Raw genomic sequence first — 14,813 nt, 5'->3', positions numbered from 1 at the left:
TTGGTTAAACCATCTGTTGCTTGGAAACTCGCTTACTTAAGTTAAACGGCATCGTACTATTTGGATATACTTCAATATCTACCCTAAGCACGTTGAACGAAGACGATCATACAGTTGTGCCCAGTATATTTCATCGACTTTATGATTAAATTTTTTTGATGCTTAAACTGGGCGACTCGCTAAGGTATAAGCGATAGCAACAAGAGATTAAAACACTTATGGTATTTGATACGTGGATATAAGTAATATTAGTTGCAACTTAAACGCCGAGTGTATAGGGTTTTAGCCCCTCTTAAGATTATATCCACTGTAAATTAGATTTAATTATATATATGTAAGTTGTGTACAGCGATGGAGACGGTCATATGACCACAGTGTCATAAAGTCTAAACCAGTGAGCCCTATAATGATTATATGTGTATTTTCTCGCGAGTTAGTTTGAATTTTAGCTTGGATGTTTAGTTATTAAAACTTGGTGTTGTTTTTGCTTTGATTAAACCTAATACGTGTCAGCGAACCACGATAAACTGCTAGCTGTAATTGTATAACAATGGAATTACATGAGGGCTAGCTTTAATATAGCTTTCATAGCTCGTATGTTCCCTTTAATTTAATTCTGTGAAGCAGGGGGAATAATCGGAGTTAGTTGGATAATAGATCTTTATGTGATCGTATTAGGGTGTCGCTTTCTGGGTACAGAGTCGACTTTTATGAGCATCTAATTTTAGGCTGATTCACTCAAGCAGTGTCGTTTAGTCGTGTTGTGAAGCTAAGTATGCTGTTCGTGATTTAATCTCGTATTGATTGGCTGCGAGTAGCCAAACAAAAATAGATTTTTTCAAAAGCTTGCTTAAGGCTGGTTTTTCATAGTAACGAATGAACCAAAAATATTTTATAGTGATATATCACGACTAAACCTCATGCTGTATATTGCGCTGTCAAAACATCGATACTTTGTTTAGGGAATAAATGTGGGTCTTAAAAAGGTGCTGTTTTTACACAAGTGGTTTGCCTTATCGGGCGGAGTTGAGCGGGTTCATTTAAATTTGTCAAACGCGTTAGCAAGCGAAGGAATCACTTCGGAGTTTTATGTATACGATATTAAAGGCGATAAAAAAGCCGGCTACGATAAACTTATAGAATCAAAAACGGCCACGCACCCCAATCAAACTGAAGGGTTTATTAAAAAGCTACGTCATTTGTTTGCCCATATTAAGGCGCAAAAGATTGATGTCATCATAGCTGCAACCGAAACGGCGAACATACTTGCTGCTTTTTGTGCGGTCAGATTCCCGTCATTATCAGTGGTGTACACAAGGCATTGTGCGTTTGATGTGAGCGACCAAAAGCTTTCACCTGCTAAGATAAAATTACTGTACAACTTCTACTCTCTGACGGGCGGAGCAATAGTGACCGTGTCTGGCTCATTGCAACAAGAGCTATTGCGCAATATCAGATTAGGTAGAAAGCATGTTGAATTTATCCCCAATGCCGTAGTAGACAAGCAAGTTATCGAGAAATCGCAAACCAATACCGACAACTTTATTTCATCTGATTATTTTTGTGCAGTAGGGCGGTTAGTGGAGCAAAAAGGCTTCGATATGCTTATTCAGGCATATGCCAAGGCTCGTACCAAAAACAGTCGCTTACCCAAGCTTATCATTGTTGGCATCGGCGAACAGTTAGACGAGCTAAACCGATTGGCTGAATCGTTAAATGTGCAAGAATATGTAGAATTCTATGGGTTTACCGACAACCCGTATTACATCATTCGCCATGCTCAAGCCTTTATCTTGTCATCTCGCCATGAAGGCATGCCAACAGCCCTGGTAGAAGCCATGTATCTTAATACGCCGGTGATTGCCTTTGATTGCCCCACTGGGCCCTCAGAGTTGATTGAAAACGGCAGCAATGGCTTTTTAGTGGAAGCAAATAACGTCTATAAACTGGCTGACGCCATCATTCAGTATGAACAACTGCGCGGCAAAGAGATTGCGCAAAGTGTCAGCGCGTTTGAATACCAGAGTGTTGCCCGTCGCTATATCAATGAATTTAGTGGATAAATAATGGCGAAAATCAGTATTGTTTTACATGATCTGCGTGGTGGTGGTGCCGAAAAAATGATGGTGCGCCTAGCGAATCAATTAGCTGAAAAGGGTGATAACGTAGAAATGATCCTGCTTACTGCAGGCGGCGTGAACAAGCCCTTTTTAAGTGAACTAGTCACGTTGGTTGAATTAAACTCAGCCAGAACCTTATCTGCGTTTTCCCCATTACGAAAGCATTTAAAGGCGTCAAACCCTGATGGTATCTTAGCTGCGTTGACCCATGTTAACGTTATTACCAGTGTGGTTTGTGCTAGTTTGGGCTGGTTGTCGCGGTTATCGGTCAGCGAACGCAACACCTTTTCACTAGACAGAAAGGTCAATAGTGGGCTGGTAATGAAAACGACCTACGCTATCGCACCTTTTATTTACCGCTTTATACCTAATCCGGTTATTGCGGTTTCAAAAGGGGTGGCTGACGATCTAGTGGCATGTTCGGTTGTACGCCAAAAAGATGTGTGCACGGCGTCTAACCCAGTTATTACCCAAGAAACACGCCATGCAGCTACTCAAAACGCCAAACACCCTTGGTTAATGAATAAAACGGGCAAAATTGTGGTTGCCGTAGGGCGGCTATCTGACCAAAAAGGTTTTGATATGCTGATTGATGCCTTTGCGAATGTGGCAAAAGAAACGGATGCACGTTTAGTTATTTTCGGCGAAGGTGAATTACGCCCTGAACTTCAGCGCAAAATCGAGCAACACCATATCAGTCAGTCAGTTGACTTAGCGGGCTACACTGACAACCCCATTGCGGAAATAAAACGAGCCGATTTATTCGTGTTGTCTTCACGTTTTGAAGGCAGCCCAAATGTCTTGGTTGAAGCCATGTCTGTAGGCTGTAGAGTGGTTGCGTTTGATTGCCCCTCTGGGCCACTGGAAATACTTGATGGTGGTTCAGTCGCCCCCTTAGTCGAGTACAAAAACGTCTCGGCATTAGCGCAAACCATGGCTACTGAGCTCGCCAGTGAAAATACCCCAGATAACCGCAATAGAATTACCGATGCGGTGACGCGTTTCAGTGCCGAAAATTCTGCCAATGAGTACCGCCAGCTCATTTTTGCTCATGCTCACGTGAAGTAAGTCGCTACTATGAAAATCACCCTCGATACCCTAAAACGTGCGTATTTATTCACCACTGTATTCTATTATTGCGGTTTTCTTACCTTTACTTCACGCTTATTAAGCGGTGGTGGCACAGGTGATTTAATGAGTGCGAATGCGTCAGGTAACGCGGCAAAGCAAGTGATAGGTATCCTGTTGTTGCTGTCGGGGGTGTACTTATTACTTAAAGTTGAAAAAAAACTACTGTTTTCTATGCTCATCAAAAGTTTATGGTGGTGGGTGATAATTGCTTTCTTCTTGGCATCTATGTATTGGTCATACGAGCCAGGTATTACTTTGCGGCGCAGTATTGCTTTCATTACGCTTGTTGTCGCAGGCTTCTGTGTGGTGTCGCACTTTGATGCTGAATCCTTAATGTATTTTATCGCCAAGACGTTATTTGTGGTAGCGGTGATGGGGCTGATTTATCTTGTGATTTCACCAAGTAATGCGCTGGGCGGTCATGGTGAAGGTGACAGGGCCAATATGTTTATAGGTATTATGAGTGATAAGAACGGTGGCGCCCGCTTGTACGCTTACGGCATTTTAATTTTAGTTGGCCTGGGGTATTACCATAGGCGCAACCATAAAATTATGCTGGCCGTATTCAGTATTTGTCTAATTTTTGCCAACTCAGCAACAGCGATTGTGATGGTCTTTGCCGGTGTGGGCTTAATCACGCTGTTTAAAATCATGCGCTCACATAGCCCTAATATGAATTTGAGACGGGTGATCATTATTACCTTTCTATTGGTGGCGGCAGCCGTGGCTGTGTCTTACCTTTATGCATTTTTGCTTGAGCTTTTAGGGCGAGACCCAACGTTAACCAATCGAACTATTATCTGGAGTTTGCTTGATGAGTCCATTGAAGCCGAAAGCACTTTGGGTTACGGCTTTGGGGCATTTTGGGTCAGTGATGCGGTAACCAGCTTTGTGGAACGCTGGAGTTACATAGGCAATGCCCACAGTGGTTATTACGAAGTCATGTTATATGGCGGAAAAGTCGGTTTAGGGCTTGTCATTATTCTTACCCTTAAAATCGTTAAAGATTTAGTGCAAGGCTACATCGTCAGTGATAAAAACGCGTTGTTAGCTGCTTTGTTAGCCATTATTTTGATGCAATGCATCGTTAATTACATTGGCTTTGTCATTATGAATCACAATAGTGCTGACATGCTTATTTATACCATTATTTCTTTTGTTGCTTCGATTTCACTTGTACAGCGTACAAATAACACAAACGTTGCTCATTAATAGGATTTTATGATTAATAGTAAAAGTGATTACTTACGATATAAACAGATGGATGCTGAAAATGGCACCTTTAATATTAATTTAAAAGAATATATTTTTAATGATATTTGGCGCTTCTTAAGAGCACTGCGCTACGCTGAGTATATTCATAATACTAAGCGGGGAACATTCTGGAAAGCTTATAAACTATATGTGAAGTTTAGGTATAAAAGTATAGGAAAAAAATTGGGATTTAGTATCCCTATGAATGTTTTTGGAGCAGGTTTGATGTTACCTCACTACGGTAATATTGTAGTGAATTCAAGAGCAAAAATTGGTGAAAACTGCAAAATACACATAGGTGTTAATATTGGAGCTGATTATAGTGATAGTACAAAAGCGCCAGTCCTAGGTAACAACTGTTATATAGCACCTGGTGCAAAGTTATTTGGAGGAATAATATTAGGTGACAATGTTAAAATAGGAGCTAACGCTGTTGTTAACAAAAGTTTTACTGGGAATGATATAACTTTGGTTGGTGTTCCAGCTAAAAAATTAAATAAGTAAGGGGAGATAGGTTTCTAATATGGCAAAGATACCATGGAAGTATAAACGGTTAGTTAATAAGTTTTTTTATTTGTTTCGTGAGAAGCCTATCGCTTTAAAGGGTTTAAAGAATTTTTTATATCACATCAGAAATTTACTTAGACTAGGAAAGATGCCACAAGCAGACTTGACGGGCGAAAAAGTTTTATCGAAAAATAAGGGGTACCTATATGTCGCAATTCCAAAGGTTGCTACACGCAGTATTTTAAGTTATTTCGAAAAATATGATGAAAGAGATGCTTTAGTTTTACATTCAAGTTTAAACAATATTATTTCAGAGAACGACGATATCGTGTCTGCATATTGGTTTAGTTTCGTAAGAAACCCTTGGGCGAGAGCATATTCTTGTTGGCTAGATAAAATTTCTAATCAACTTAAATTTTGTGACATTACAATAATTAGTCGTTATGAGGGGCTGAAGCCGGATATGCCTTTTGATAAATTTGTTGAATGGCTATGTTCTGAGGAAGGGAGCGATGAACACGCGGATCGTCACTGGATGTCGCAATACGAACTTCTCGGTGGAGAAAAATATGTTGAGGAATTCAATTTCATAGGAAAAATTGAAAATTTAAGTGATGATTTTTCGATAGTCGGAAGTAAGATAAATGTTGGACCGAATAAGTTACCCGAATTAAATCTCAATCAGAAAGACCCTCTTAGCTATCGTGATAAATATAATGATGCTACTAAGGCGTTGATTGCTAAACGGTATAAAAAAGATGTTACCTATTTTAAATATAATTTCTAATGCGAAGTTAGTATAGAGAAAATGCGATGAAATACAAAACTAGCGATATCGCTGTTGTTATACCAGCTTTTAATTGTTCGGCGACGATAATCAATACTTTAGATAGGGTTTTCAAGCAATCCCCTTTGCCAGGGGAAGTTATAATTGTTAATGACGGCTCCACCGACGATACAGAAGCGGTCATTATGAGTTCGAGGTATTTTTCCTTGATAAATTATATTTATCAAGATAATGCAGGCCCTGCCGTCGCGCGCAATACAGCAATAAACAATACAGAAAAGCTTTGGGTTGCTTTTTTAGACGCAGATGATCTCTGGATAGATGACTGTAAGCTAGCTAAGCAAATTGAGTTGGCTAATAGTAATCCCCTAGCAACACTGATCGATAGCTTTGCATGTATTGATTGGCAAGGCTCAAAAAAAATTAACGTTAAAAATGTTAAGAATGGAAACGTTTTTACTGAATTTTTGAAATCTAATGCCGTAAATGCCACTTCGTCTGTACTAGCAAAAACTGAAATTATTAAAAAAGTTGGAGGATTTAATCCTTCGCTGAAACTAGGAGAAGACCGATTATTATGGGCAAAACTTGCTAAGGAAGGTGAAGTTCATACGCTCCCCCTAATTACAGTAAACAAAATTAATGAGCAAGGAAATTTAACTTCTAAAGGTATGAAAAACTATAAGTATCGGCTTGAACTAGTAACTGAATTACTTGATCTTGAGCCTGTAAGCGAGAATGACGTGAAATCAATTTGGCTTGTTAATCTTGGTGAGTTTATGAATCTTGCTTTTAGAACTAATAATGCAAAAGGCTTTCTTATGGTTTTTAACGACGCTCGTAAACTTTCTGGACATAAAGTCTTAACAACAAAATATATAATGCTAGCACTATATTGCAAGCTATTCGGAACTTTTAAACCGTTTGTCTAACGCTAATTTCCAGCGCCTCATATTTTGTTGATACTGAAAATTAGCAAACATTATTAATTTAACATTAATGTTATATGCCAGCATAAACATAAAGATATGTAATTTCAGAAAAATCTAGAATAGTTTTAATTTCATTTATTTTTTTTAATTTTGAAATCCAAAATCATTAGACAAATAGCCCAAGGATATAATATGAAATATCTAGTAAATAATTTAGGTTCGTCATAAATACGATATGCCCAGCGTAAATTGAATTTATCTATCCATTTAGGGTAATAATTAATTTTAGTTGAAGTTTGATGGAAAAAACCACCACATGTAAAGCCGGTACCTTGCCAACCCGTTTTTTTTAACTTTAATAAAAATCGCTCTTGTCTAGGCGCTCCCATCCCCACTATCACGGTGTTCGCAGCTAGTGAATTAATAGAATTAATAACATCCTTTGCATCTTCTTCTTTATCCAAGTATCCATGATGATAGCCAACAATATTTAACTTCGGATACTCGTGTTTCAATTTAACTACTGCTACTTCTATCGCATCCGGAGTTGTACCAACTAAAAATACTTTTTCTCGCGTAAGCTCTGCGTTACCGAAGACAATAGGTGCAAGGGACGTCATGTCAAAGCTTTTTCGCTGTACATTTGCAATGCCAAAGATAGATAAAAATCTAACCATTAGTTGCCCATCAACCAGTACGTTATCGAATGCTCTGAGCAGCTCTGTATTATTTCTTAAGAGAAGATAAGAGTACGGATTTAGAAAGGTATGAATTTTGCCTTTTTCACTAATATCAACGAACGAAAGTTGCATAATAAAGCTATTTCCTTTAATGCCAAAAATACAAAATACCAACGACTAATGGTATTTTAACTTAAATTTATCGCTTTACTATAACTATAAGGCGTTTTGTTTTTTAAAACCGTATCAATAGACATATGACTGTATAAAATTTCCGTTCAAATAGGTTTAGCAACTCAGATGGCCAAAACTCTCTTGAGTTTTCTCAAAACTTTTCTGAAAAGAGACTTTTTATGGGCAGCTACATTCTGTTTTGGAAATGGGGTAGGGGGAACAGGTAACGCTAAAAACGGGCATAGTTTTTCCCAACCATCTCCCTGGGTGACGTCGAACACTAGTAGATCGTTTTCTCTGCCCTCGAAGTGCTTAGCTACTTCATTGTAATGGTTATTGAAATGTGCCGCCCAGCCTTCTCTGTCGATGGTGAGCCAGTTGATGTCAGCGCTGGGGTCTTTTCTTTTTCTTTCTTGGTTTCGTCGTACGTGTTTTTCTCTGCTGTCTAGCCAGCCTTCGATGTCCCTAGTGTTGAGTATAAATTTGCTGTTCGGATACTGCCTATCGAATTCTTTGACAATGTCGACGGTTGACGGCCCTAAATCCCAATCTGAAAACGCCTCATAATGCTCTAAACCTTTAAGTATATCGTGCCCTTCAAGGTAATTATTTTGAATAATGTCTTTGATACAGGTTTTTTCTATACCGCTATAATGCACGCTCTTGATGCCTAACATAATAAATGCTTGATGCAACGAAGAGGTACCCGTTTTGTTTAACCCAACGCAAAATATCTTTTGATTCATTCTATCTAGTCCCTTTTTGATTCATGCATTTAATTTAAAAATCTACGTTTGATGTGCCAAGTGAGCAATAAATACGCAAGTTAGTGACACTAATTTCAAGCGCGATTGCTGCGGCGTTTCAACAAGGCAATACGCTAATTCCCCGTATTGGTTGAGCTTTTTCAATGGTTAGTGTTTTACTTAGAGGCAACCGCTTCGCCCATTACAGATGATCTATTACATAGAGCTAAGCAAGGTCTGCACCAAGCAAAAAACTGGCTTGAGTACATGCAGTGTTAGGGGGCGTAATCGTCACGCTCGCAGAGCGAAATTAGCACTACTATGGCGCGACATTGGCACTATCGCGGGGCGAGACTGTCATTGCCGAAGAGCGCGGTAGGAGCTCTAGTCAATACGGGAAAACTGCGGGCTAAACTGGCCACAACCTATCGCTAGTCGGTATGCGCATTTGCGATATCAGCAAATAATATCCTTTGCTTTAGCGGGCCTAAGACGTGTGCTAATCGTCTGCTTTTACAGACGATTAGCAGTCTGTTTTCATTTATTTGCAAACATAATCCTTTATAAACTGCGCATGTATCAAAGTGAGATCACTCGTTGATATAGCTGGCACACAGTTCGCATATCTTTCGCATAAACAACGGGCTAGGGCTATGTGTGATTTAGTTGATCAGTCATAAGTAAGGGAAAAGCGCATTCGCTTTTTTACATTGAAATTCAATTGTCATTATGTGACCCCTAAGTGAATATTTGTACAGGAGTATATGTGAGAGTTGTAACGCAGTACGTAGAGAAAGCACAAGATCTCACTAGTCTTAAAGGGATACGGTTATTGAGGCGAATGACGCCTAAACAATTTGCCTCACCGCCAGTGTTGCTTTTGTCGTATCCTCGAAGTGGATCCTCGTGGGCTGGAAAAATACTGGCGACTTCAAAACAGTTGGCCTATTTACGAGAGCCTATCACTCAGCCTTACTTAAAACGGCTGGGGGGGGAGCAAGCGGTTTTTAACGTGGAAGATAGTCACTCCGATTTTGATAAATACAAAAAATTGGCCGACGAAGCGTTCGCTGGAATACCCAGAGTACACAGGGGAGTAATTGATAATAAAAGAGACTTCTTGCCTTTTACAAAAAACACCAAGCAAAAATTGTTGATCAAAGAGGTGAACCCTGGCGCAGCCAAATTTTATTGCACCCAGTATAACGTGTATTTGTGCTTATTATTGCGCCACCCTGCTGCGGTCGCCTTAAGTTTTCATGAAAGGGGTTGGTTGCAGCGGCATAGCGAACTATTAACGGACGAGCCTGAGCTCGATGAGTGGGGGCGCTTCGGAAAACTATACGGTACTTTTGTGGCAGAGGCAGTAGAGGTGGTCGCGCAACATCACCATGCCAAAATTATTCAGTACGAGGCGTTAGTGAGCGACCCTAAGCAGCAGTATGCCAACCTTTTTACAGATTGCGGTGTAGCCCTGCCAGACAACTTCGATTCGGTCATTGAGCAATACTGTTACTCGAAATCTGATTTAAGCAGTGGTTATCAAACCCAAAGAAATTCGCAACTTACCGCACAGAAATGGAAAACTAAGCTATCGGCTGAACAAATAAACTCACTGCGAGCAGGTTACTTAACAAGTGCGTTAGCCTATTACCGTGAGCCCAGCGATTGGCCCATCTAATGCTCTAATTACCGGCAATCTGTAAAAAACACTTACCTGATGACCATGTTTTTGCCCGCGATAATTTATTTGAGCCAATATAGGAGATGGTGATGCCCCCCTCTTGTATCAGTCGAAATCATGCCTTTAGGCTGCGTGTATCGAACGCCGAAGAAATACGCGTAGCCGCTATGAAATTAGCTTAAGGGCGTAGCGGGACCTAATGCATACTCAGAATATTCACCTATTTGCTGCGCCAGCAAATACCCCTCGCACTAGCAAGCTTAACGCTGGTGCCTATTGTCTTCTTTTACCGACTACTCACTTCCATTTTGTAAGATTTACACCCTGTGTGGTGTGAATGCCTTCCGGTTACCCTCAGCCATTATTGCAATTTACTACCATGACTAGGCCTTGTGGAATAAGGTCTCTAGGGGACTGAGTAGGATAAAAAGTCCTTGGGTGACTCTGAGCAAAACGGCGAAATTAAAGCTGGTACATGCTTTGCTCTACCCAAGGTGCGGTGCCGAATATGACGAACGTAAACGGCGACGGATCATTTTTTAGGTCATGGCAATTAACCGCAAAGAGAACAGTTTCGTGAAACCGACTTTGCGCTAAATATTAGGGGTAGGAAGTTGAATTTATTTAGAAAGAAAGTCGATGAAAGACGTTATCAAAATGAGTTTGAAAACAAGGCTCAATCACTTGCTTATTATTGGCAACCCAAGACCAAGGCTCCGAATATCGGAGACTATTTGGCATTAGACACAGTGCAACAAATGCTGCACTTACAAAATAAATCTGTACTGGACAAACTCAATTCTTCCAACAAGTTATTATCAATAGGGTCAGTCCTGCATTTTGCAGAGAACAACGATGTGCTTTGGGGCACGGGCAGAAACGGTAAAGTTAGAGAAGATATTCATCGTTTCGAAAGATTAGACGTAAGAGCGGTGCGCGGGCCATTAACGCGAGAGTATTTAATGTCTAAGGGCATTGAGTGCCCAGAGGTGTACGGCGACCCAGCTATATTAACGCCGCTATTTTATCCGCAGCAGCTTATGTGTCCTGAAGGGCCCACCCAAGAATTTGTTATTGTGCCTCAGCTAAATGATGATATGAATTTCTATGCCGGCTACGAAGAACTTTTGGTGTCACCACGACTGTACCCGGGTGAATTTATAAAAGCGATTTTAAAAGGCAAAACCGTTATTAGTTCCAGCCTGCACGGCGTTATTCTCGCTGAGGCTTACGGTCGAAATGCCATCTTCCTTGATTCAGGGAGTGGTGAAACGCAATTTAAATATCAAGATTATTACTCTGGCACAGGGCGAGATTCATATCATTGTGTTAGTGATATAGAAGAAGCAAAGACCTTAGTCTCACAGCCCATTCCAAATTTAACAGCGCGTCAAAACGCCCTTGTTGACGCATTCCCTTATGATTTGTGGGGCTAGTGATGAGCAAAGATAACATTGAGTGTGTGTAAAGAACGTGCCGCTAACCGCTGATAATTAAATATCAACTATTATAAGGTGGTATTTACTGTCTTGTAGTAAATGCCGCTTGTTTGAAAATGCTATCTCGTTAAAAGTGAGTAAAATGTCGCGTTTTAAAATTGTTTTTACAATTTAAGTGGGCTCGATATAAGCCGCACAAATTAATAAACATATGTAGGGTTGCCAGTATTGCGAGACTAACTAAGGGCTTAGTTTAGGATGTAGAAGGTGGTAGTGCCGAGTGTATAAAATAAAAACCAGCTAAATTCTTCATTTAGCTGGTTTGTATATTTATCATTTGTGTACGAACTTAGGGGCGCACAGCAATGATTTACTTACGGCGCAATCTGAAAACGGCAGCCGCTGCACCAAGCAAAACAAGCAATGTGCCAGGAGCAGGTACGTCTGTCGGTGCGGCAGGGTTAGCAGAAACGAAGGTAAAACGCACAGCATCGGCAATAATGTTTTGCCCTGCAGTAGAGTTGCTATCGTCGATCATGACTGAAGCGCCGCTAAGGTCGAAGCTGTATTCGCCTAGGTCATTCCAAACCGTGCCGTTTAGTAATTGATTAACCACTAAATCAGCAGTAGATGAACCAGAGTTGATGGTTACGGCAGCGTTATCAGCACGTGTAGGGCCTGAGGTCCACAGCATTTCCACTTTCCAAATACCAGCAACCCAATCGCTGCTACCTGTTGGATCCCACAGACCAAAGTCACCTGCAGAGTCTCTTGTGTCAGCCATGTAATTTGCACCGAAATAACCTGACTCATATGTGCTGAAATTCAAGCCGCTAGAGGTAAAGCCAGCATCTGTGTTATCAACAGTAATGACTGCTGCATTTGCAACTACAGAGGCAGTTAAAAACGCACCAGCCGCTAAACGGGTAAATATACTTCTTAAATCCATTTTTTAGTGTTCCTACTAAGTTAAAAATATGGCATATCTGAGTGACTACACTTCATGAAAGGGAAGGGATGAGAAACTTAGACTAAAGTATAAATAAGCAAATATTGGGCCTAATATAATATTGCAGTTAAATCATGTGGTTATGTATTTTCAGGAGGCCTTTTTATATTAAGTGTAAAAAAATTCGACTAATTCTTTTGTGACTGTCTCTAAATTACGGCTAATTTAGGTGATTTATTTACTCATTCGCCAACAGACGTTCAACAAAGGAGGTTTGTCGTGCCTAGCTGTCTTGTTATTAGGTTGTAGGGTTTGGGCTTAGTTATTTATGACGCACGTGTACCAAGAAGAGAGTGATGCTCTTTTATCCGCTCTGTTACCCGCTTACATAAATGGCGAACGTTAACACTGTGCTGCTTCATTCGACTGAGGTTGCAAGCACAGCACCACTGCCTTCAATCGCATTGAGTATTTCACCTTCTAGGTAATAACTGATGGTTTCGCCCGCTTTCACTGAGATGTGATGGGCGTCTTTGTACATGATTTTACCATCTTTACTGCCTGCGCATTTATCTTCTTCACAAAAAAAGCTGTCTAGTGCGATCAAGTTTTTACTGGGATAGAGCATATCTTCAAACCGTTTTAGCTTGGTCTGGTATTCACTTCTAGGCACAAATTCTAATTCAGTATTTATGCCGAGCTGTTGTCTGAAAAAGGCCCTTGGAACGTTCGTTTTGTGCCTAGGGATTTGCGGTAAAAACACGTATTTCAGCTGATTTTTTTCGAAAAATGCGATGGTGCGTTGCAGCGCAGCATGCATCTCTTCGATTTGCGATGACTCGGTCACCAGTAGTTCACCATCGATATAATTGTCCCATGCGCTGACGTCTAAAATCAGATCATAGTGATTTGTTTGCTCTAACAGATATTGCTGCATAAATTCATTATGCAAATGGCAGTCATGACTGCCTTTACGCTTAGCACCGACAAGCCCTGGGCAACCCGAAGTGTTCATGGCGTGTATGGTGAAACGATCAGAGAAGTTGTCTAGCGCCGACATTAAGGCAGATGCGTGCGAGTCACCCCACAGTAAAATAGCATATTCTGCGTTTACGCCTTCTTTTAATACACACACAGAATATTGACCTTTGAGCCTTTTAGTGTCGGTACATTTATCGCGAAATGGCTCACTGACTAAAGAGTTGGTATAGGCACTCATGTTTGGCGCTGAAACCCGCAACAAGCGGTTATTTGATTGCAGTGAAAAGAAAGACACGCTTGCGATTAATATAGCGGCAAAGCCACTTAGGGCCGTTTTGCTGTATGTACTTTGGTAAAATGAGGGTTGTCGTAATGGCTGCTCAATAAATCGATAAGATAAATAAGCCACCACAAAGGTAAGGGCAAAGTAAGCGGTCATATACACGGGCGAATGGGTGTCGAATAGCCATTCTAAAAATACCCATATAGGCCAGTGCCACAAGTACAAAGAATAAGATAACAACCCAATAAATACGAAAAGGCGCGAACATAGCACTGAGTATAAAATGCCGGAGGTTCTGCGGTCGATCAGCATCAATAGCGTGCCTAGTACCGGTAACGCTGCGTAAAAACTCGGAAATGCTAATTGGCGGTCATATTGAAAGGCCGCAATGGCAACCATGACGAGGCCAATTTCTCGTAGGTATTTAATCGAACTAAAAGCGTTAGGCTTATGGGTGAGATGAATGGCAAAGAGCGCCCCTAAACCCATTTCATAGAAGCGGGTAGGTAATACGTAAAAACTGACAAAACTTAAATTATTTGGGGCGAACCAGTAGGCTAAAAACAACGACACAGCACATGCTAAGCCTACTAGGCTAAGTACTGCATTTTTCTTAAGTTTACAGGCGGCTAATATTACCAGTGATAAAGGGAACAAAAAGTAAAACTGTTCCTCAACACTTAAGCTCCAGGTGTGCAACAGTGGTTGTAACTCTAGATTCGGGCTGAAGTAGCTTGATGTCTGCCAAAAATAAAAGTTAGATGAAAAAAGTAAAGAGGCCATGGCTGATTTCGCCAATACCTGAAATAAGTTCGGTGGATATACAAAAGCAAAAGCTAATAAGGTGACTAATGTCATAAAAATGCTTGCAGGTAACAAGCGTCTTGCTCTTCTCTTGTAAAAATCGAGAAACGAGAAGTTACCCGCCAGCATTTTAGGGTAAATAATAGAAGTGATTAAAAAGCCACTGATAGCAAAGAAAATATCTACGCCTATATAACCGCCCGGGAAGAGATTAATTTTCGCGTGAAATAAAATAACTAATATGACTGCGATTGCGCGCTGGCCGTCTATATCAGGTCTGTATTTCATAACGAGCAAGCCCCGTGAATAAAATTAAAAGCGAGTATATTGCTGCGCACAGCC

At 40.6% G+C, this 14,813-nt stretch carries 12 protein-coding genes; 8 read left to right on the top strand and 4 right to left on the bottom strand.

The window, feature by feature from the left end:
- Positions 1–971: 971 nt before the first annotated feature.
- From FX988_RS08090 to FX988_RS08065, 6 genes are read left to right on the top strand one after another with little or no spacing between them, the layout of a single operon-like run.
- Positions 972–2,063: a glycosyltransferase gene (locus FX988_RS08090; protein ID WP_160179157.1), complete on the top strand. Its 1,092-nt coding sequence runs from the start codon at positions 972–974 to the stop codon at positions 2,061–2,063.
- A gap of 3 nt (positions 2,064–2,066) precedes the next feature.
- A complete protein-coding gene (locus FX988_RS08085; protein WP_160179156.1) occupies positions 2,067–3,188 on the top strand; it encodes a glycosyltransferase in 1,122 nt (373 codons plus the stop codon).
- Positions 3,189–3,197: 9 nt separating this feature from the next.
- The gene (locus tag FX988_RS08080; RefSeq protein ID WP_160179155.1) at positions 3,198–4,463 is read left to right on the top strand and encodes an O-antigen ligase family protein; all 1,266 of its coding nucleotides are present in this window, start codon (positions 3,198–3,200) and stop codon (positions 4,461–4,463) included.
- A gap of 9 nt (positions 4,464–4,472) precedes the next feature.
- Positions 4,473–5,009: a serine acetyltransferase gene (locus FX988_RS08075; protein WP_160179154.1), complete on the top strand. Its 537-nt coding sequence runs from the start codon at positions 4,473–4,475 to the stop codon at positions 5,007–5,009.
- Positions 5,010–5,028: 19 nt separating this feature from the next.
- Positions 5,029–5,799 (top strand): sulfotransferase family 2 domain-containing protein, encoded by a 771-nt coding sequence (locus tag FX988_RS08070; RefSeq protein WP_160179153.1) that lies wholly within the window; start codon positions 5,029–5,031, stop codon positions 5,797–5,799.
- 26 nt (positions 5,800–5,825) lie between these two features.
- Positions 5,826–6,731, top strand: coding sequence for a glycosyltransferase family 2 protein (locus tag FX988_RS08065; protein ID WP_160179152.1), 906 nt, complete (start codon positions 5,826–5,828; stop codon positions 6,729–6,731).
- A 131-nt stretch (positions 6,732–6,862) separates the two neighbouring features.
- On the opposite strand, the gene FX988_RS08060 is transcribed toward FX988_RS08065, so the two are convergent.
- Complete coding sequence (locus tag FX988_RS08060; protein ID WP_160179151.1) at positions 6,863–7,543, bottom strand: WecB/TagA/CpsF family glycosyltransferase; 681 nt, start codon at positions 7,541–7,543, stop codon at positions 6,863–6,865.
- Positions 7,544–7,707: 164 nt separating this feature from the next.
- Positions 7,708–8,331, bottom strand: coding sequence for a sulfotransferase family protein (locus FX988_RS08055; protein WP_160179150.1), 624 nt, complete (start codon positions 8,329–8,331; stop codon positions 7,708–7,710).
- A 766-nt stretch (positions 8,332–9,097) separates the two neighbouring features.
- Here FX988_RS08055 and FX988_RS08050 point away from each other — a divergent pair.
- Both FX988_RS08050 and FX988_RS08045 read left to right on the top strand, forming a co-directional pair.
- A complete protein-coding gene (locus FX988_RS08050) occupies positions 9,098–10,012 on the top strand; it encodes a sulfotransferase domain-containing protein (protein WP_254700757.1) in 915 nt (304 codons plus the stop codon).
- Positions 10,013–10,629: 617 nt separating this feature from the next.
- A complete protein-coding gene (locus FX988_RS08045) occupies positions 10,630–11,451 on the top strand; it encodes a polysaccharide pyruvyl transferase family protein (RefSeq protein ID WP_160179149.1) in 822 nt (273 codons plus the stop codon).
- A 373-nt stretch (positions 11,452–11,824) separates the two neighbouring features.
- Here FX988_RS08045 and FX988_RS08040 read toward each other — a convergent pair whose 3' ends face one another.
- Positions 11,825–12,403, bottom strand: coding sequence for a PEP-CTERM sorting domain-containing protein (locus tag FX988_RS08040; protein WP_160179148.1), 579 nt, complete (start codon positions 12,401–12,403; stop codon positions 11,825–11,827).
- A gap of 418 nt (positions 12,404–12,821) precedes the next feature.
- The gene (locus FX988_RS08035; protein ID WP_160179147.1) at positions 12,822–14,759 is read right to left on the bottom strand and encodes an acyltransferase family protein; all 1,938 of its coding nucleotides are present in this window, start codon (positions 14,757–14,759) and stop codon (positions 12,822–12,824) included.
- Positions 14,760–14,813 lie beyond the last annotated feature (54 nt).

It is taken from the genome of Paraglaciecola mesophila, from assembly GCF_009906955.1.
Lineage (GTDB): Bacteria > Pseudomonadota > Gammaproteobacteria > Enterobacterales > Alteromonadaceae > Paraglaciecola > Paraglaciecola mesophila_A.
The sequence above is the reverse complement of the archived record's forward strand: the minus strand, read 5'-3'. Positions and strand labels throughout refer to the sequence as shown.

Bases quoted from the DNA above. Each gene is read 5' to 3' on its own strand.
- FX988_RS08085 (WP_160179156.1), top strand. From the start codon at position 2,067: ATGGCGAAAATCAGTATTGTTTTACATGATCTGCGTGGTGGTGGTGCC.
- FX988_RS08080 (WP_160179155.1), top strand. From the start codon at position 3,198: ATGAAAATCACCCTCGATACCCTAAAACGTGCGTATTTATTCACCACT.
- FX988_RS08075 (WP_160179154.1), top strand. From the start codon at position 4,473: ATGATTAATAGTAAAAGTGATTACTTACGATATAAACAGATGGATGCT.
- FX988_RS08070 (WP_160179153.1), top strand. From the start codon at position 5,029: ATGGCAAAGATACCATGGAAGTATAAACGGTTAGTTAATAAGTTTTTT.
- FX988_RS08065 (WP_160179152.1), top strand. From the start codon at position 5,826: ATGAAATACAAAACTAGCGATATCGCTGTTGTTATACCAGCTTTTAAT.
- FX988_RS08060 (WP_160179151.1), bottom strand. From the start codon at position 7,543: ATGCAACTTTCGTTCGTTGATATTAGTGAAAAAGGCAAAATTCATACC.
- FX988_RS08055 (WP_160179150.1), bottom strand. From the start codon at position 8,331: ATGAATCAAAAGATATTTTGCGTTGGGTTAAACAAAACGGGTACCTCT.
- FX988_RS08040 (WP_160179148.1), bottom strand. From the start codon at position 12,403: ATGGATTTAAGAAGTATATTTACCCGTTTAGCGGCTGGTGCGTTTTTA.
- FX988_RS08035 (WP_160179147.1), bottom strand. From the start codon at position 14,759: ATGAAATACAGACCTGATATAGACGGCCAGCGCGCAATCGCAGTCATA.